The following is a 17,159-nucleotide window of genomic DNA, read 5'->3' as shown; positions in this document are numbered from 1 at the left end:
GTGATCGCCCGTGGCAGTGAAGACAACCTGTCCGTATTGCGGGGTCGGCTGCGGCGTTGTCGCTGACAGAGGTCCCGCCGGCGCCGTGACCGTCCGGGGCGATCCGCTTCATCCCGCCAATTTCGGGCGGCTGTGCGCGAAAGGCTCGGCGCTCGCCGAGACCATCGGCCTCGAGGGGCGGCTGCTCGCGCCTGTGGTCAACGGACAGGAAACGAACTGGGATACGGCGCTCGACCATGTCGCGGAGGCATTTGGCAGAATCATCCGCGAGCATGGACCGGATTCGGTCGCCTTCTATGTCTCCGGCCAGATTCTCACCGAGGACTATTACGTCATCAACAAGCTCGCCAAGGGCTTCATCGGCACTGCGAACATCGACACCAACTCGCGGCTGTGCATGGCCTCGAGCGTGGCAGGCCACAAGCGTGCGTTCGGCAGCGACACCGTTCCGGGTTGCTATGAGGACCTCGAAACCGCCGATCTCCTGGTCCTCGTCGGCTCCAATGCCGCCTGGTGCCATCCGATCCTCTACCAGCGCATGGTGGCGGCCAAGGCCAGCAACCCCGCGTGCCGCATCGTCGTGATCGACCCGCGGCGGACCGCGACATGTGACGGCGCCGATCTGCACCTGCCGCTTCGCTCGGGCAGCGACTCCGTGCTGTTCAACGGGTTGCTCGCGCATCTTGCATCGCGCAATGCCATCGATCGCGCCTTCGTGGATGGCTTCACCACTGGCGCCGAAGCCGCGCTGCGGCAGATCGCCGGCCAGACGGTCGCGCAGACGGCCGACATCTGTGGGCTGGGCGAGGGCGCGGTGGCGTTGTTCTTCGACTGGTTTGCCAAAACCGAGCGGGTCGTCACGCTCTATTCGCAGGGTATCAACCAGTCGAGTAGCGGCGTCGACAAGGTCAACTCGATCATCAATTGTCATTTGTTGACCGGCCGCATCGGGCGGCCCGGTATGGGGCCGTTCTCGCTGACTGGACAACCCAACGCCATGGGCGGCCGGGAAGTCGGCGGGCTGGCCAACCAGCTCGCCGCCCATATGGAGATCGAGAACCCGCAGCACCGCGACATCGTTCAACGCTTCTGGCAATCGCCTGTGATCGCGGACAAGCAGGGCCTCAAGGCCATCGACATGTTCGACGCGATTGCCGATCGGCGCATCAAGGCGGTCTGGATCATGTCCACCAATCCGCTGGTCAGCCTGCCGGATGCCGATCGCGTGCGCCGCGCGCTCGAGGCATGCGAGCTCGTCGTCGTGTCCGATTGCATGCGGCATACCGACACCACGCGTCACGCTCACGTATTGCTGCCGGCGCTCACCTGGGGCGAAAAGGACGGCACCGTCACCAATTCCGAACGCCGCATTTCCCGGCAGCGACCGTTCTTGCCGGCGCCCGGCGCTGCAAGAGCCGATTGGCAGACCGTCTGCGACGTCGCCCGGCGCATGGGCTTTTCGGGGTTCGACTATCCGAGCGCTGCGGCGATCTTCCGCGAGCACGCCGGGCTTTCGAGTTTCGAGAATAACGGGACGCGCGATTTCGATCTGTCCGCCCTGAACACGCTCGACGACCGCGCTTACGACGCGCTTACTCCGATCCAATGGCCTGTGACGCGCGAATATCCGACCGGCACGCCGCGGATGTTCGAAACGCGCGAATTCTTTACTGCCGACCGCAAAGCCCGTTTCGTGCCGGTGACGCCGCGTGCTGCCGTGAACGCGACCAGCCGCGACTATCCGCTGGTGCTCAATACCGGGCGGGTCCGCGATCAATGGCACACCATGACGCGGACCGGGAAATCGCCGCGGCTGCTGGCGCACATCTTCGAGCCCTGTGCGGAATTCCACCCCGACGACGCACGCGCAGCCGGCGTGGAGAATGGCGGGCTTGCGCGGCTGACCAGCCCGTGGGGCGAGATGGTGGCGCGCGTCGTCGTTACCGCCGAGCAGCGGCGCGGCTGCGTGTTCGTGCCGATGCACTGGAATGGTGAGTATGCCGGCGACGGCCGGGTCAACGCGCTGGTCAATCCGGCGACCGATCCGATCTCCGGACAGCCGGAGTCCAAACACACGCCGGTCAAGGCGGCGGCTTACTTGCCGAAATGGCATGCTTTCATCCTCAGCCGCCGGGAGATCGAACGTCCCGCTGCGGGTTACTGGGTCGGCGGGCTTTCAGGGACGTGCTGGCGGATGGAACTCGCCGGCGACGAGCGGCCGCCGAGCTGGCGCGATTGGGCGCGGGCGCAACTCCGCGTCGGGCACGACATCGAGTGGATCGCCTATCGCGATCCGAAGGTTGGCCGCTTCCGCTACGCCGCTGTTCGCGACGGCCGGCTGGAGGGTTGCGTGTTCATCGCACCCGATCACAGGCTGGTTTCGCGGTCGTGGCTCTCCGGCCTGTTCGCGGAACAGGAGTTGTCACCGAGTGCGCGGATGTCGTTGCTGACGGGACAGCCGCTCGATGCCGCTCAAGACGTCGGACCCATCGTCTGCTCGTGCTTCGGCGTGGGGCAGCATCAGATATCCGCCGAAATCCAGAAAGGTGCGGCCAGCGTCGACGACGTTGGCCGGCGCCTGAAGGCCGGCACCAATTGCGGCGCCTGCAAGCCGGAGATCGGGAAGCTTTTGCGCGGCGCGGCCGTGCGCGACCCGCATCCGGCATGAAACCGGCCGCACCCGCCGCTAATTCTTGATCGCGTAGAGCGGCGTTCGCAGCGTTAGCTGATACGATGGCTTCGGCGTCCAGGCGATCTGCGCGGTAATGCCGAACAGTCGGTTGTCGTCGTCGTCCATACGGTCGAGGTCGAACCGCACGATCGGCTGGGTGAACGCGGCAAACGGCGTCAGGTTCAGGAGCTGCGCGCCGCCGAAGTTCTGCACGCCGAAGCGGCCGGTAAGCTTCCAGTTGTTGTCCCACTGATAATAGCCGCCGACATAGCCCATGATATCGGGGCTGACGCGGGCGAGCGGGGTATCGACGAAGACTCTGGCGTATTGCGCGCCAGCGAGCAGCCCGCGCGTTTCATCCGCGTTCAGCGCGTAGTCCGCCTCGAGGATGGTGTTGTAGGCCGTCGTGGCCAGCGGCGCGTCGGAAATCGATCGCGTCGCGTTGGCTTGGATGGTGATGGTCGGAAACGTTCCGCCGTTCTGCTGATAGATGTCGGCCTGAAATCCGACGGTAAAGGCGTAGATCGAGAACGTCGTCCAGGGATCGGTACCCGCCTGCGAGGTGGCTCCGCTGACCCCGCCATACACCGAGAGCCAATCGTTGACATCGACGGTCAAGGGCAGGTCGACCGAGACGCTCTGGCTGGACGGCGAGGTCCGGGTTCGGGGCGAGGAAAGGTTCGCCAGCCTCGATAACAACGGAGGCGCGCTGAATCCGATCGAGAGCGAGCCGGCAGGCAGCGTCGAGTAGATGGTTCTCATATCGAGGTAGAAGTTCGGCAGGGCCGGCTTGGTTGCGGCCGCATCCTCCTCATCGTCGTCCTTGTCTTTTCCAAGGGCCAGACCTGAAAGGCAGAACGACACCAGCACGCCGAAAGCCAGGCTTCTGACGGATCGCGCTGGCGCGAATCTCAGACGCCGAGGTGCGGTGGACTTGGTAATATTCCTGCTCAATCGACGCCGCCTTTGTCTGGCCCACATGACCATTTGGCCGCGGCGAATACAAGCAGCGGTCGCCGCGCGGGCCCTCGATCTTGCGGCAGGTGTGGCGCGTTTGCGCCGCGTGGACAAAACCGAGGTCAAGGGATTCTGGGGCCCGGGGCAGGGCAAAGGCGTCATGTGTCGGTGACGAGTTCGCCGGATCTTTCCGTCATTTCGAAGAAATTCCGTTGGACTTCCCGATGATGGAGAACATCACGGCCGCTATGATGCCGGACAGCAGAGATGCCAGGAGAACGCCGAGGCGGACCTGCGCGAGGACGGTTTCGTCGTCGAACGCGAGCGTTCCGATGAAGAGGCTCATGGTGAAGCCGATGCCGGTCAGGATGGCCGTGGCATAGAACTTCGTCGTCGTGGCCCCATCCGGCATCGCAGCGAGGCCCAGCCTGACGGCGAGCAGCGAAGCGCCGAAGACGCCGATCTGCTTGCCGATGAACAGCCCTGCAATGATCCCAAGTGGTATCGGCCCTGTCAGCTTTTCCAAGGTCAGCCCATGAAACGATACGCCTGCATTGGCGAAGGCAAAGAGCGGCACGATGGCGAAACTGACCCAGGGCTTGAGTGCATGTTCGGTGTCCTCGAGCAGGCTGTGGCCATCATGCCGGGTCAGCGGCATCGCGAAGCCGACAGCGACACCGGCAAGTGTCGCATGCACGCCAGATTTGAGCACGCAGACCCAGGTGAAAAGGCCGGCGATCAAATAGAATGCGGGCCTTCGCACATCGAGCAGGTTGAGGACCACAAGCGCAGCGATGCCGAGTGCGCCGAGCCCCAGCGCCAGAACCGAAAGGTCGGCAGCATAGAACATCGCGATGACGATGATAGCCATGAGGTCGTCGATGATCGCAAGCGCCAACAGAAAAGTCTTTAGCGAGGCCGGTACCTTGCGTCCCAGCATGGCGCAGACGCCGAGCGCAAAGGCGATGTCGGTGGCTGCCGGTATGGCCCAGCCGCGCAACGCCTCGGCATCGCCCCAGTTGATCGCGGCAAAAATGGCGGCCGGCGTGACAAATCCGCCGAACGCGGCGATCACGGGCAATGCCGCTTTCTTCGGGCTCGCCAGCGCACCCTCGATCGCCTCGCGTTTGATCTCGAGGCCGACCAGCAGAAAGAACACCGCCATCAAGCCGTCGTTGATCCAGTGTTCGAGCGTCTTGCTCAGTCCGATCGATGCGATCCGCACCTCGCCGGTCGTATGCAACAGCGCCTGATACTCCGGCCCGAGTGGTGAGTTAGCGACGATGAGCGCTGCGGCTGCGGCGATGCCAAGCGCGATACCGCCATAAAGGTCGGTATTGTCGGCAATGTGAGGCGTGGCCGTCGGAGCCTTGGCCGTCGGAGTCTTGGCCGTCATGAACCAGCCTTGCCGGCCTTCTCGATGGCAACGGACAGCGCGAGCTTGGTTTCCGCCACAATGTCCTCGACCAGTTCTTCCCGGCTGACATGGGCAGCCTGGCCGGTGAGCAATCCCTGTTCGGCGAGCATGACCACGCCGTGTAGTGAGGCCCAGACCTTGAGCGCGCTCCGCTCGCGCAACAGTTCTACAGCGGGCGCCTCCAGCGCCTCTACCAGGAGCTCGAAGGTCTCCATTGCGGCACTATGCAGCTCGCTGCCTTTCGGCGCGCATGCCATGGTTCGAGACGCGAACATCAGGCGATAGATGCCGTTGCGGCGCAGGCCGAAATCAAGCGTGAGCTGCGCGAAACGCGACAGCTTCGACTGCTTCGACGGCTTTTCAAGCGCCGCACGCATCATGGCGCTGAACTGGCGAAACGCTTCGGCCGTCACGGCCGTCAGCAGCGTCTCGCGATCGGCGAAATGCTTGTAGGGCGCCGGCTGTGAGACGCCGAGTTTCTTGGCCAGCGCGCTGATGCTGATCGCTTCGGGACCGCCTAGTTCCACTTCATGCAACGCGGCTTGAACCAGGGCATCACGAAGATCCCCATGGTGGTAGGCATTCAGCGCTTTACGTGCGGGTCGAGGTGACATTCAGTTCCATGATCTATAACTTTTGCCTTGACAGCACAACGGCAACGCGAATGTAATACGATATAACTTCGCGGTGCTGCGGCGGATCTGTGCCGCTGCGCCGACGAAAGGCCGCGCGAGACAATGCGCGCCACAAAGAGGGGAACGCTGCGATGGCTGCAAAGCTGAAGATCCGCGTCGACCAGGACAAATGCCAGGGACACGCGCGCTGTAAATCACTGGCCCCCGAACTGTTCGAGCTCGACGAATTCGGCAACGCGCACGAAACAGGCGACGGTTCTGTGCCTGCGGGCCTGGAAGACAAGGCCTGGCTCGCCCAGAGTAACTGTCCGGAAATTGCCATCGAGGTGACCGAAGAATAATTCGGTCGCGGATCTTTCATCCATTACGATCTGAACGAACCAAGCAGAGGAATTGCTCCGATGTCCGATTCCGCCAGCATCATGCCCGAGCATCCGCCAGTCACCGACTGGATCAACGATTTCGACCATACCGACCCCGTGTGGACGGAAGACCCGTTTCCGATCTGGGAAGAGCTGCGCGCGGCTTCGCCGGTCGTTCATACCGACCGGTTTCTCGGCTGCTACATGCCGACCACGTACCAGGCGGTGAAGGAAATCGCCTACGACACCGAGCACTTTTCGTCCCGACGCGTGATCGTGCGCGACGTTCGCCCGGAGATTACGGCCCGCGCGCCGCCGATCACCTCCGACCCGCCCGAGCACAAGCCGGCCAAGCAGATTCTGCTGCCGCCTTTCACCCCGGACGCGATGAAGAAGCTGGAGCCGCGGGTCCGCGCGATCTGCAACGAGCTGATCGACGAGTTCATTGCCGACGGCAAATGCGACGCCGCCGCCCGCTACACCAAGCACATTCCGGTGCGCGCCATCGCGCACATGCTCGGGATTCCCGAGAAGGACGGCGACCTCTTCATCAAATGGATTCACGGCATCCTTGAACTCGGCATCAAGGACGACAACGCGCTGATGGAGGCGGTGAAGGAGATGACTGGCTATTTCGCCGGCCAGATCGAGCAACGCAAGAAGAATCCGACCGACGATCTGATCTCGACCCTGATGAAGGCGAAAGACAAGGATGGAAATCCGTTGGCTGACGAACACGTGCTGGGTTCGCTGCGGCTGCTGTTGATCGCCGGCATTGACACCACCTGGAGCGCGATCGGGTCCTCGCTGTGGCATCTGGCCAAGACGCCCGCGGACCGCGAGCGCCTCGTCAAGGAGCCGGAGCTGATGCCGCTCGCAGTTGAGGAATTGCTGCGCGCCTACTCACCGGTGACGATGGCACGTGAGGTGATGAAGGAGACGACGGTCAGCGGCTGCCCGGTCAGGCCCGGCAACATGGTGCTGCTGTCGTTCCCGGCCGCCAACCGCGATCCCGCCATGTTCCCCGATGCCGACAAGGTGGTCATCGACCGCAAGGAGAACCGGCACGCCGCGTTCGGCCTCGGCATTCACCGCTGCGTCGGCTCCAACCTCGCTCGCATGGAAATGACGGTTGCGATCGAGGAATGGCTGAAGCGGATTCCGGATTTCAGGCTCGATCCGGCCGGCAAGGTCACATGGTCGGAAGGCACCGTTCGCGGCCCGCGTCAGTTGCCCCTGCTGTTCGGGAAGGCGAGCTGAGTGCAATACGGGCGTGGCTTCACCTCTCCCGCTTGCGGGGGAGGTCGGATCGCATCATCGGTGCGATCCGGGTGGGGGCTCTCTCATACGAACGGTGCGACTCGCGGCGCCACCCCTCCGGCTCTTCGATCCAATGCGCTGCTGGCACTTGACCTCGATCTTCGCGTCGCTGAACGGCGGGATCAATAAGAAACAAGAGGCGGAGAGATACACCGCCGGCGGCAGACGGGAGGTCGTGATGAGCCGTATCTTTGGTGCAGTCTGCCAGAACGGATATGTCGTCCGCGATATCCGAGCCGCCATGGATCATTGGGTCAATGTGATTGGCGTCGGGCCATAGTACTATATCGACAAAGTCAAGACCGATTACTTCCGCCACCGCGGCCAGGACTCCGCCATGGAGATGAGCGTAGCGCTCGCCAATTCCGGCGATGTCCAGATCGAGCTGATCCAGCAGCGCAACGACGCGCCCTCGATGTACAAGGAGTTTCTCGATTCCGGTCGCGAGGGCCTGCAGCATATGTCGTACTGGACCCGCGAATATCAGGCCCTCTACGACCGCGCGCTGTCGCTTGGCTATAAAGTGGGACACGAGGGCCAGATCGGCGGCGAAAAAGGCCGCTTCGCGTATTTCGATACCCAAGCCCATCCCGGCACCGTGGTGGAGATTTCAGACATCAGCGGAAGCAAGGGAAGTTTCTTCGAGCACATCCGCCGGGTTGCCGCCGATTGGGACGGCTCCGATCCGATCCGCGAAGTAGGTGGCCGCTGAGCGATGCGCGATCCGGCAACCGTGAAGTAACGACCGTGAAGTAACCAGAGCGCGGAAGCGTCCGCCAATAAGAACGACAAGCGCAAGGAGAGGCGAATGGCCAGACTTCCCCTGATTGATCCGGCGACAACCAGCGGCGACGTGCGTGCGTCCTTCGATCGGATGCCGGTCGTATTGAACATCTTCCGGATGATGGCGCATGCCGAGGACGCCGCCTTCACTGCCGCTGCTGGCGTTCGGCCGCGAAGTGATCGAGGACGTGCGCGTCGCTGAACCGGTCTTTGCCGCCATGCGCAGGCATCTCAGCGAGCAGGAGATCGTCGAATCGATCCTTGCGATCGGCTTCTACATGACGATGGCGCGGCTGACGGAAGCGACCGAGGTTGATCTCGACCCCGCCGCTGGTATGACCGTCTTCGAGGGCGGCCAGAAGCGAACGGGCTGACATTGACCACGCCCCCGGTTGCAGCGATCATCGGCCGGGTCCAACGATGGCGTGGAGCGAAGGCAATGACAGGTGAGCCCGGTTCGAGCGGTCCGCGACCACTAGGCGAAATCGCCAGCTATCACGCCCACATCTACTACGATCCGGCGACCACGCGGGCCGAGGCCGAGCAACTTCGAAACTGGATCGGCGAGCGCTTTTCGGTCACGCTCGGACGGTGGCACGACGTCAAGGTCGGCCCGCACGATCAGGCCATGTATCAGGTCGCCTTTGCCCGCGCGGTATTTTCTGAGTTAGTCCCTTGGCTGATGCTCAACCATGGCAATCTGAGCGTTCTGGTCCATCCGAATACGACCAACCCGCGCCGCGATCATCTGGCCGATCCGATCTGGATCGGGCCGGCGCTGGCCGTACATGGCGATAAGCTGCCAGAGGACGCCGAGATGGAAGAGGCGCCGGCACCGAATACCAATCCAATTCTCCGGCCTTGAGCGCGGCTCTGCTGGCGAAAACCCCGGCTCGTTTACCAATACGAGGCTTGAACCTGTGAATTCGGCCGGTCATGATAGCCGTGAGCGATTGTCTCGATTATGCCTTACTTTGGTTTGCATTATGGTGGGACTTATTCGGTGAATCCCTTAGGAATCATTCGATTCAGAAGCGCCGATCCGGGGACGAATGGATAGAGCCAAGACCAGCGCAGCCGGGCTTGCGTCAAGCCGCGGTACCCGATTGCTCCGTGAGACGGCATTCGGGACGGCGGCGCTCGCCATGGCATTGGGGTTGGCCGCCTGGGTTACCGATTTCGACGTGGTCGGCTTGATCAAGCCCGCATCCGCGAATGTCGGCAGCACATCCTCGTTCGACGAGCGCTTCGGCACCGCCTCGGTGCGGCGTTCGCTGACCATCAACTATCCCTGGCGTGTCGCCGCCCGCCCCCAGCGCGCGGACTTCGATGCGGAGTTCGCCTACATCGAAATCCTGTTGGGCGGACAATCGCGCGAGGAGCAATCGCGCGAGGAGAACGTGCAGCCTCCGCCGCCGGCCCCGACCGTCGAAGCGGCCATCCCGCTCCCGAGGTCCCGGCCGGTCATGGCCAACCTTCAGTCGGCGAGAAGCGATCCGCCGCCGGTCTCGTCCGACAACCGCACCATGTTCGAGAAGCTTGCCGATCTGGTGCCGATGCGCTTCTCGCTGGCCTCGTTGACGCCGGGGGATGGGCTGCTCAGCGAGCGCAAGGATCTGGGGGCGCTAGGCTATGACAGTCAGACCGCCGTCTACGACATTTCGGCCCGCGCCGTTTATCTGCCGAGCGGCACCAAGCTCGAGGCACACTCAGGGCTGGGCAACCTGATGGACAATCCGGCACATGTCGACCAGCGCATGGTCGGCGCGACCCCGCCGAACGTTTACGATTTGAAGCCGCGCGAGAAACTGTTTCACGGCGTCGCGGCGCTGCGCATGACCCCGATCGGCGAAAACGAAATGCACGGGCGAACGGGCCTGCTCGTGCACAGCTACCTGCTCGGGCCGAACGGTGATTCCAACGGCTGCGTCTCGATCAAGGACTACGACAGGTTCCTGCAGGCCTACCGGAACGGCGAGGTCAAGCGGCTCGTCGTCGTGCCTAGTCTGCGCGAAGGCCTCACCGCGTCGCGGCGTTCGCCATCTCCGTCATGACCGCAGTTGCGGGCGATACCGCCGATTCCGACACCCCGCTGCGGGCGCTCTTCAAGATCAACCTGAACGGCAAAACGGTGTCGATCGCCACCGTCGGCCAGGCCTATCGCTTCATCACCAATCTCTCCTCGATCGAATGGATCGAATTCCGCGCGCTGCATGCCGAAGCCGTGCAAGCACTGCAGGGCGCCGCTGATAACGCGATGCTGACCGTGCAGGCGACCGACGCCTTGCGTGCGCTGTTCGTCCGCGCGAAGCTGTTGTGAAGGCGCCGGCCTGTCCGTGGAAGCCCCCACGGTTGTGTCTCATGGATGCTTGAGAAAATACGTCCCAAGAAAAAAACGTCCCAAGGAAAAAATGCCCGCATGCCCTTAAGTCACGCCGAAATTGAAGACGATCGCCTGATCCGGGAATTGTTGCAGAACTGGGCGATCTGGCGCGATGCCGGAGACTGGGAGCGTTTCCGCACGGTCTGGCATCCGGACGGCCGCATGATGGCGACCTGGACGCAGGGCACCGGTGACGAGTTCATCGAAATCAGCAAGCAGGCCTGGGCCAAGGGCGTCAGCATCCTGCATTTTCTCGGCGGCATCTCGGTTGACCTCGCAGGCGCCCGCGCGATTGCGCAGACCAAAATGACGATCTCGCAGCGTGCCGAGGTCGAGGGCGTGCTGTGCGACGTGCTCTGCACCGGGAGATTCTACGACTTCCTCGAAAAGCGGGAGGGACGCTGGGGCATCGTGCTGCGCCAGCCGATCTATGAGAAGGACCGCATGGACCCCGTCACGCCGGGTACGGCGCCGGTGCTGGACAAGGCTCTCCTCGAGCAATTCCCGCCGGGCTACCGCCATCTCGCCTATTTGCAGACCCGCATCGGCTACACGGTCAAGTGCGACATGCCCGGCCTCAAGGGACCCGAGGTCGAGGCCTTGTATGCGCGCGGCGCGGCGTGGCTGCAGGGCAGGCCGCTCTAACTGATCTCCTTGCGCACCGTCGCTGCCGCGTCGCACATCGCCTTCAATTTCCCAAACGCGACATGGCGCGGCATGTATTTCATGCCGCAATCGGGCGCGATGACCAGCCGGTCGGCGGCGACGTGCTTGAGGCCGTTGCGGATGCGGCCGGCCACCACATCGGCGGCTTCGATCTCGGGATTGCCGAGGTCGAGCACGCCGAGCATGATCTTCTTCGACGATAAATCCTTGAGCACGCCGAGATCGAGCTTCGGCTGCGCCGCCTCGATCGAAATCTGCTCGGCACTGGTGTCGGCAAGTTCAGCAAGGAAGGAATAGCCGGCCGGCTTGGTCGAGCCGGGGACGACCGCGGCATAGCCGAAGCACAGATGCACCACGGTCGGCACGGTAATACCTTGCAGGGCGCGGTTGATCGCCTTGACGGCGTAGCGGCGGGCAAGGTCCGGGTTGTTGCGCACCCAGGGTTCGTCGAGCTGGATCACGTCAGCGCCGGCTTTTTGCAAATCGAGCGCTTCGGCGTTGACGGCTTCGGCAAATGCCATCGCCAGCTCCTCGTCGTCCTTGTAGTACTCGTTCTTCGCCTGCTGGCTCATCGTGAACGGGCCGGGCAGGGTGATCTTGGCCGCGCGATCGGTATTCTGGCGCAGAAATTCCATGTCGTGCAGCTCGACCGGGCCGCGGCGTTTTACCGGACCGACCACACGCGGTACCGGCGTTTCGTGTCCGCTGCGCGAGGTGATCATCGCCGGATTTTCGTCATCGATGCCTTCAAGCGCGGTGGCGAAGCGATTCGAATAGCTCTCGCGGCGGATTTCGCCGTCGGTCACGATGTCGATGCCGGCGCGCTCCATGTCCCTGATCGCAACGATGGTGGCGTCGTCCTGCGCTTCTTCCAGGTGCTCCGCAGGCAGCCGCCACATCGCGTGCAGGCGCGTGCGCGGCACCACCTTTGACAACATCGCGCGATCGACCAGCCATTCCGGCTGCGGGTAGCTGCCAACGACGGTGGTCGGCAGAAGATGTTTCGGCAGGTTCATCATCGTCTCCGTGCTCTTGTTGTTATGCCTCTCGTTTCAAGCCGCACGTGTCGCAGCCGCCGCAACCTCGTCTTTCACAGGATTGCGCAGCACGCCGATGCCGGATACCTCGACCTCGACCACGTCGCCATCCTTCATCCACAGCGGCGGCGTGCGGTAGGCGCCGACGCCGCCGGTGGTGCCGGTGACGATGACGTCGCCCGGAACCAGTTCGGTGAAGGTCGAGCAGTAGGCGATCAGGGCAGGGACGTCGAACACGAGGTCCGAGATCGGCGCGGCCTGCACTTCGACGCCGTTGAGGCGGGTCGCAATGGCCTGCTTGCTGATATCAGGGATTTCGTCTGTGGTGACCATCCACGGTCCGAATGCGCCGGTGCCGACAAAATTCTTTCCCGGCGCGAATTGCGAGGTGTGGCGCTGCCAGTCGCGGATGCTGCCGTCATTGTAGCAGGCATAGCCCGCAACATGTGCGAGCGCCTCTTCCCGCGAAATCCGGCGGCCGGCCTTGCCGATGATGACGGCCATCTCGCCCTCGTAATCGAAACGTTCGGATTCCAGCGGCCGGATCATCGGCTGGCCGCCACCGACCTGGCTATTGGCGAAACGGGTGAAGATCATCGGATGCGGCGGCGTGGGATGGCCGCTTTCGGCAAGGTGCGTGGCGTAGTTGACGCCGATGCAGAAGATCTTGTCCGGGTCGGGCACGGTCGGCAGCAACTCGATTTCCGCCAATGCGTAATCGGGACGCTCACCCTGCAGCGCTTTCAGTTCGTCGAGCAATCCGTTGGCGAGCAGCGACTTCAGGGTTGGATAGGCCTTAAGCCGTTTTCCGGCATCGATAATGCCTGCGTTCGTGACCAGGCCGTAGGTTGCCGTCTGACCTGCCTTGAAACTCGCGATCCTCATGTTGTGACACTCTCTTCGATGTTGGAAAGGTAGGGCTGAATGGGCAGCACGATCTTGCCCGACCGGATCGGGACGCAGTCGGGCGGAAAGTCCTGGTGGAAGCGCGCGCCAGCTTCCTCTGCTCGGTCGAGAAAGCGCTCAAGGTGATCCATGGCGCCGCCAGGCAGATCGTGCAGCGCCATCAGGCTCCACGGCTGCGAGCGGCACAGGTCGAGGGCTCGGTCGACCCAGCCATCGGGATCGTCCCAGTCGCGCGGGATCGCGTTCCAGAGCACGCAGCTATGCCTGTTGCGGATGAGGTAGTCGACCACGGAGGGCTTCAACAGCCGCCGATCGAGATTGCCGCCGCCGCCGAACGGCCTGAACCAGCGCTCTGCATGGGCGAGGTTGCCGATTGCATCTTGCGTCCGGCCGATCTCGCTTTGTGCCGCGTTCGGATCGCGTTGCTGCCCGAGCGGCACGGTGTGCGTAAAGGTATGATTGCCGATCCAGTGGCCTTCTTCATGCGCGCGTGCGGCCAGCCCGCGACGTTCGCCATCGCCGAGCTTTTTGCCGATCACGAAGAACGTCGTCTTGATGCCGCGTTCGCGTAAGATATCGAGCACGCGCGGCGTGACGCCAGGCTCGGGACCATTGTCGAATGTCAGCGTCAGGTCGAACACGTTCACACTCCGTCAGGTCGCAGGCTGCAGGGCAGCGGGCGCGACTTCGCCCGCGGAGTCTTGCCCGGCGCGTGTGCCGGTCTGCCAGATCGCGGCCTTGCGCTCGATCCATTTGATGGCGGCGTTGAAGGCGATCGCCATCGCCAGCACCAGCAACACGCCGGCAAACACATGCGGGCTATCGAGAATGGTGCGGTAGCGCGAGATCAGATAGCCGATGCCCGCGGACGAGATCAGCATTTCCGACACCACCACACCGACGATCACAAGCGCGCCGCCGACGCGCAGTCCTGACAGCACGGTCGGGATCGCCGCTGGAATGATGACGCGAACCAGCCGCTGGCTCAGCGTCGCGCCCATGCTGCGGGCGGCCAGCAGCAACTGCGGATCGATGGTCTGGATGCCTGCGGCAGTCGCCAGCATCGTCGGCAGAAAGCCATAGATCGAAGCGAATGCGATCTTCGATTCCGAGCCGATGCCGAGCCAGACCGTGAAGACGGGATAGAGGATGACCAGCGGCACCGCATAGAGGCTCGAGACCATCGGCATGATCAGGATGCGCGGCCGCGGCAGGCTGCCGACGATGGCGCCGAGCAAGATGCCGCCGCTGCAGGCGAACGCCATCGAGATCGCGACCTCGTAGAGCGTGACGGCAAGGGCGTGGCCGTATTCGCCAGCCTCGTTCCATCCGGCCGCGAGCGTCGAGGACAGCGACGGCAGAAACAGTTCCGGAATGAAGCCGGCACGCGGCAGGATCTCCCACAGCACAATCAGGCCGATCACGATCAATCTGCGAAGAGTTGCCGCGCTCATGCCAGCCTCACGCCGATTTGCGAATGTGCCGCCAGATGCGGTCGCGCAGACTGCCGAAGGCGTCGCCGCTCAGCATCTCATAGGTGCGTGGGCGGGGCAGCGAGACCTGCAGATGATCGACGATGCGGCCAGGGCGCGGCGACATCACGATCACCTCGTCGGCGAGATAGACCGCTTCCGTCAGGCTATGGGTCACGAATACCACCGTCTTGCCGGTCGCCGCCCAGATCCGCAGCAGCTCGTCGCCCATGGTCATGCGGGTCTGTTCGTCGAGCGCCGCGAACGGCTCGTCCATCAGCAGCACCGGCGGATCCTGCACCAGGCCGCGCGCAATCGAGACGCGCTGCTTCATCCCGCCCGACAGCTCATGCGGATGGCGCTTGCCGAAGCCCTCGAGGCCCACAAGCTTCAAGGCGTCCTGCGCTCTAACGCGTCGATCGCCCCTAGCGACGCCGCGCAGCGCCAGCGGAAACTCGACATTTTCTTCCGCCGTCAGCCAGGGAAACAGGCTGGCCTCCTGAAACACCACGCCGACCCGGTTCGGATCGGGCTCGGGGATCGGCGCGCCGCTGATGGTGATGGTGCCGGAGGTCTGCTGGCGCAGGCCGGCCATCATCATCAGAAGCGTCGACTTGCCGCAGCCGCTCGGGCCGACCAGCACCACGAAGCGGCCGGGCCTGACGTCGAGCGAAACGTCTTCCAGCGCGACGACATCCTGTGTCGTGGTCTTGAAGATCTGCCCGACACTACGGACTTCGATCGCGCCGGCCGGCTTCAGCGGGGTTATGTTCGCCAATGGCTGCATCGTGTTTCCACCCATCTGACCAGTTCATTGAAGGCAATCGCGATCACGGCGATCATCACCACGCCGGCCAGCAATTGCTTCATCTGGAAGTTCTCGCCCCAAGTCGCAATCTGGTGCCCGATGCCGTCGCGCGAGGCGTACATTTCGGCGAGAATGACGCCGGTGAGGTTGAAGATCATCGAGATCCGCAGCGCTTCCAGCAGGACGGGAAGCATGCTCGGCAGGTAGACGCGGAACGCGGTCTGAACAGGTGTCGCCCCATAGGAGCGGGCGACCGTCAAATGCTCGACCTTGACCGACTCCACCGCCGTCGTGGTCGACATGATCACGATGAAGATCGTCGAGAAGAAACCGAAGCCCACCTTCTGCGAAAAGCCGACCCCGAACACCAGGATGAACATCGGCAGGAAGATCGACTTTGGAATGCTGAAGGCGAAGAACAGCAGCGGCTTTGCCACCTCGGCAAAATAGCGGTTCTCCGCGATCAGGAAGCCGATCAGCGCGCCGACGGGAACGGCGAGGGCGAAGGCGGTCACCACCTCGGTTGCGGTCACCGCGAGATCCTTGCGCACGCTCGCGCGCTGCAAGAGCTCGCCAAGTGTTGACAGCGTATCGGAGGCGGAGGGAAGCAGGCGCGGATTGACGATGCCGGTCCGCGACAGGATTTCCCACATCACAAACAGCGCCACCACAATGGCAACCCGCGCCGCCTTTACCGCTAGCCCGCTTTGCATCGCGCGTGTCTCAGAACTTGGTCGGAACCGGCTTGAACTGCGTCGAGATAATTTCCGAGGCCGGCCCAAGGTCCTTCATGCCGCCCGCCTTGGCCATGTCGAGCGCGAGCTGGAGCTGTTCCGGAATCTTCGGACCATCCATGCTGCCGTCGGTTTCCAGCTTCATGATCGTGTTATCATATTCCAGCGCCGCGATCTCGGCGGGAATTTCATAGAGCTCGGTGATCAGCTTGACGGAGGCGTCCTTGTTGGCGCGCATGTACATCAGTGCGCCATAGAGTGCGTTCAGCGTCTTCTGTACGAGTTGCGGCTTGTCCTGCACGTATTTGTCGAGCGCGATCCAGCCGGCGGCGAGGTTCGGCGGCACTTCCTTGGAGAAGTCGAGGATGGTGCGCGCTTCGCCTGATTTGGAGATCTGGAAGCTCAGCGGAGAATAGACGACGGCCGCGTCGACATTGCCGGCGAGCAGGTTCGGAACCAGGCCGCCGCCGCCGACGGGAACGCGGGTGAATTCGATTTTCTTGTCCTGCTGGGTCCACAACGCCAGCAGGTCGGAGCCGGAGCCTGCGGAGGTGATGGCGACCTTCTTGCCGTTCAGGTCCTTCACCCCAAGCGTCGATTTCGAAAGCGTCATCAACTGCCAGCCGTAATAGCCCGTGGCTGCGCTCGCGAGCACCTTGGAGTTCACGCCCTTCTTGCGCCCGGCCGATACCAGCGAAGTGGCGTCGAGAATGACGTCGGCGGCGCCCGCCGCCATCGCCTCAAAGGTCTCGGCGCCGCCGCGATAGATCGTGAGTTCGGCCGTGATGCCTTCCTTCTGGAACAGCTTTTGGCGCACAGCGGTTTCCGCGATCGTCGTGGGCCAGTAGGTTTTCGTCGGAAGCCCGATGCGGACGGTATCGGCAGCTTGCGCCATGCCTGATGCGCCAAGCACGGTGGCGGTCGCAATCGTTGCCAGTATTTGGCGTCGCGTGATTCTCATGGTGACGTTTCCCTTTGCTTTTCTTGATTTGATTTGTTCTTTGAACG

At 63.1% G+C, this 17,159-nt stretch carries 17 protein-coding genes and 2 pseudogenes; 9 read left to right on the top strand and 10 right to left on the bottom strand.

Features of this window, described 5'->3' with window-relative positions:
• Window positions 1–10: 10 nt before the first annotated feature.
• Window positions 11–2,668 (top strand): nitrate reductase, encoded by a 2,658-nt coding sequence (locus V1278_RS32135; protein ID WP_334383507.1) that lies wholly within the window; start codon window positions 11–13, stop codon window positions 2,666–2,668.
• Between the two features lie 18 nt (window positions 2,669–2,686).
• Here V1278_RS32135 and V1278_RS32130 read toward each other — a convergent pair whose 3' ends face one another.
• From V1278_RS32130 to V1278_RS32120, 3 genes are all read right to left on the bottom strand, one after another.
• The gene (locus V1278_RS32130; RefSeq protein ID WP_334383506.1) at window positions 2,687–3,625 is read right to left on the bottom strand and encodes a hypothetical protein; all 939 of its coding nucleotides are present in this window, start codon (window positions 3,623–3,625) and stop codon (window positions 2,687–2,689) included.
• A gap of 196 nt (window positions 3,626–3,821) precedes the next feature.
• Window positions 3,822–5,024 (bottom strand): Na+/H+ antiporter NhaA, encoded by a 1,203-nt coding sequence (nhaA, locus tag V1278_RS32125; RefSeq protein ID WP_334383505.1) that lies wholly within the window; start codon window positions 5,022–5,024, stop codon window positions 3,822–3,824.
• The gene (locus tag V1278_RS32120) at window positions 5,021–5,659 is read right to left on the bottom strand and encodes a TetR/AcrR family transcriptional regulator (protein WP_334367310.1); all 639 of its coding nucleotides are present in this window, start codon (window positions 5,657–5,659) and stop codon (window positions 5,021–5,023) included. Before V1278_RS32120 ends, nhaA begins: the two co-directional genes overlap by 4 nt.
• 152 nt (window positions 5,660–5,811) lie before the next feature.
• Between V1278_RS32120 and V1278_RS32115 the strand changes: the two genes are divergently transcribed.
• The 8 genes and pseudogenes from V1278_RS32115 (at window position 5,812) to V1278_RS32080 (ending at window position 11,173) form a co-directional block, all read left to right on the top strand.
• The gene (locus V1278_RS32115) at window positions 5,812–6,021 is read left to right on the top strand and encodes a ferredoxin (RefSeq protein WP_334367311.1); all 210 of its coding nucleotides are present in this window, start codon (window positions 5,812–5,814) and stop codon (window positions 6,019–6,021) included.
• Window positions 6,022–6,081: 60 nt separating this feature from the next.
• On the top strand, window positions 6,082–7,302 hold the full coding sequence (locus V1278_RS32110) for a cytochrome P450 (RefSeq protein WP_334383504.1): 1,221 nt from the start codon (window positions 6,082–6,084) through the stop codon (window positions 7,300–7,302).
• Between the two features lie 238 nt (window positions 7,303–7,540).
• Window positions 7,541–8,074 (top strand): annotated as a pseudogene (locus V1278_RS32105) (VOC family protein).
• Window positions 8,075–8,170: 96 nt separating this feature from the next.
• Window positions 8,171–8,519: pseudogene (locus V1278_RS32100) on the top strand (hypothetical protein).
• Window positions 8,520–8,584: 65 nt separating this feature from the next.
• Complete coding sequence (locus V1278_RS32095; protein ID WP_334383502.1) at window positions 8,585–9,010, top strand: DOPA 4,5-dioxygenase family protein; 426 nt, start codon at window positions 8,585–8,587, stop codon at window positions 9,008–9,010.
• A 280-nt stretch (window positions 9,011–9,290) separates the two neighbouring features.
• On the top strand, window positions 9,291–10,199 hold the full coding sequence (locus V1278_RS32090) for a DUF2778 domain-containing protein (protein ID WP_334383501.1): 909 nt from the start codon (window positions 9,291–9,293) through the stop codon (window positions 10,197–10,199).
• Entirely contained in the window at window positions 10,196–10,465 is a 270-nt protein-coding gene (locus V1278_RS32085) for a hypothetical protein (RefSeq protein ID WP_334383500.1), read from the top strand. The genes V1278_RS32090 and V1278_RS32085 overlap by 4 nt, the downstream gene beginning before the upstream one ends.
• 99 nt (window positions 10,466–10,564) lie before the next feature.
• Window positions 10,565–11,173, top strand: a complete 609-nt coding sequence (locus V1278_RS32080; RefSeq protein WP_334383499.1) for a nuclear transport factor 2 family protein — start codon at window positions 10,565–10,567, stop codon at window positions 11,171–11,173.
• Here the strand turns inward: V1278_RS32080 and V1278_RS32075 are convergent.
• The 7 genes from V1278_RS32075 to V1278_RS32045 are packed head-to-tail and all read right to left on the bottom strand — an operon-like array spanning window position 11,170 to window position 17,112.
• Window positions 11,170–12,210: a 5-methyltetrahydropteroyltriglutamate--homocysteine methyltransferase gene (locus V1278_RS32075; RefSeq protein WP_334367318.1), complete on the bottom strand. Its 1,041-nt coding sequence runs from the start codon at window positions 12,208–12,210 to the stop codon at window positions 11,170–11,172. The two genes, V1278_RS32080 and V1278_RS32075, sit on opposite strands and share 4 nt — an antisense overlap.
• A gap of 36 nt (window positions 12,211–12,246) precedes the next feature.
• Window positions 12,247–13,116, bottom strand: a complete 870-nt coding sequence (locus V1278_RS32070; RefSeq protein WP_334367319.1) for a fumarylacetoacetate hydrolase family protein — start codon at window positions 13,114–13,116, stop codon at window positions 12,247–12,249.
• The gene (locus tag V1278_RS32065; RefSeq protein ID WP_334383498.1) at window positions 13,113–13,778 is read right to left on the bottom strand and encodes a polysaccharide deacetylase family protein; all 666 of its coding nucleotides are present in this window, start codon (window positions 13,776–13,778) and stop codon (window positions 13,113–13,115) included. The genes V1278_RS32070 and V1278_RS32065 overlap by 4 nt, the downstream gene beginning before the upstream one ends.
• Before the next feature lie 12 nt (window positions 13,779–13,790).
• Window positions 13,791–14,591: an ABC transporter permease gene (locus V1278_RS32060; protein ID WP_334383497.1), complete on the bottom strand. Its 801-nt coding sequence runs from the start codon at window positions 14,589–14,591 to the stop codon at window positions 13,791–13,793.
• A 7-nt stretch (window positions 14,592–14,598) separates the two neighbouring features.
• Window positions 14,599–15,396 carry an ABC transporter ATP-binding protein gene (locus tag V1278_RS32055; RefSeq protein WP_334383496.1) on the bottom strand — a complete coding sequence of 266 codons (798 nt, stop codon included), beginning with the start codon at window positions 15,394–15,396 and terminating at the stop codon, window positions 14,599–14,601.
• Window positions 15,375–16,130: an ABC transporter permease gene (locus V1278_RS32050; RefSeq protein ID WP_334383495.1), complete on the bottom strand. Its 756-nt coding sequence runs from the start codon at window positions 16,128–16,130 to the stop codon at window positions 15,375–15,377. The genes V1278_RS32055 and V1278_RS32050 overlap by 22 nt, the downstream gene beginning before the upstream one ends.
• A gap of 10 nt (window positions 16,131–16,140) precedes the next feature.
• Window positions 16,141–17,112, bottom strand: a complete 972-nt coding sequence (locus V1278_RS32045; RefSeq protein WP_334367324.1) for an ABC transporter substrate-binding protein — start codon at window positions 17,110–17,112, stop codon at window positions 16,141–16,143.
• Between the last annotated feature and the right edge of the window lie 47 nt (window positions 17,113–17,159).

Origin of the sequence: Bradyrhizobium sp. AZCC 1577 (genome assembly GCF_036924575.1) — a bacterium.
Taxonomy (GTDB): Bacteria; Pseudomonadota; Alphaproteobacteria; order Rhizobiales; family Xanthobacteraceae; genus Bradyrhizobium.
The sequence above is the reverse complement of the archived record's forward strand: the minus strand, read 5'-3'. Positions and strand labels throughout refer to the sequence as shown.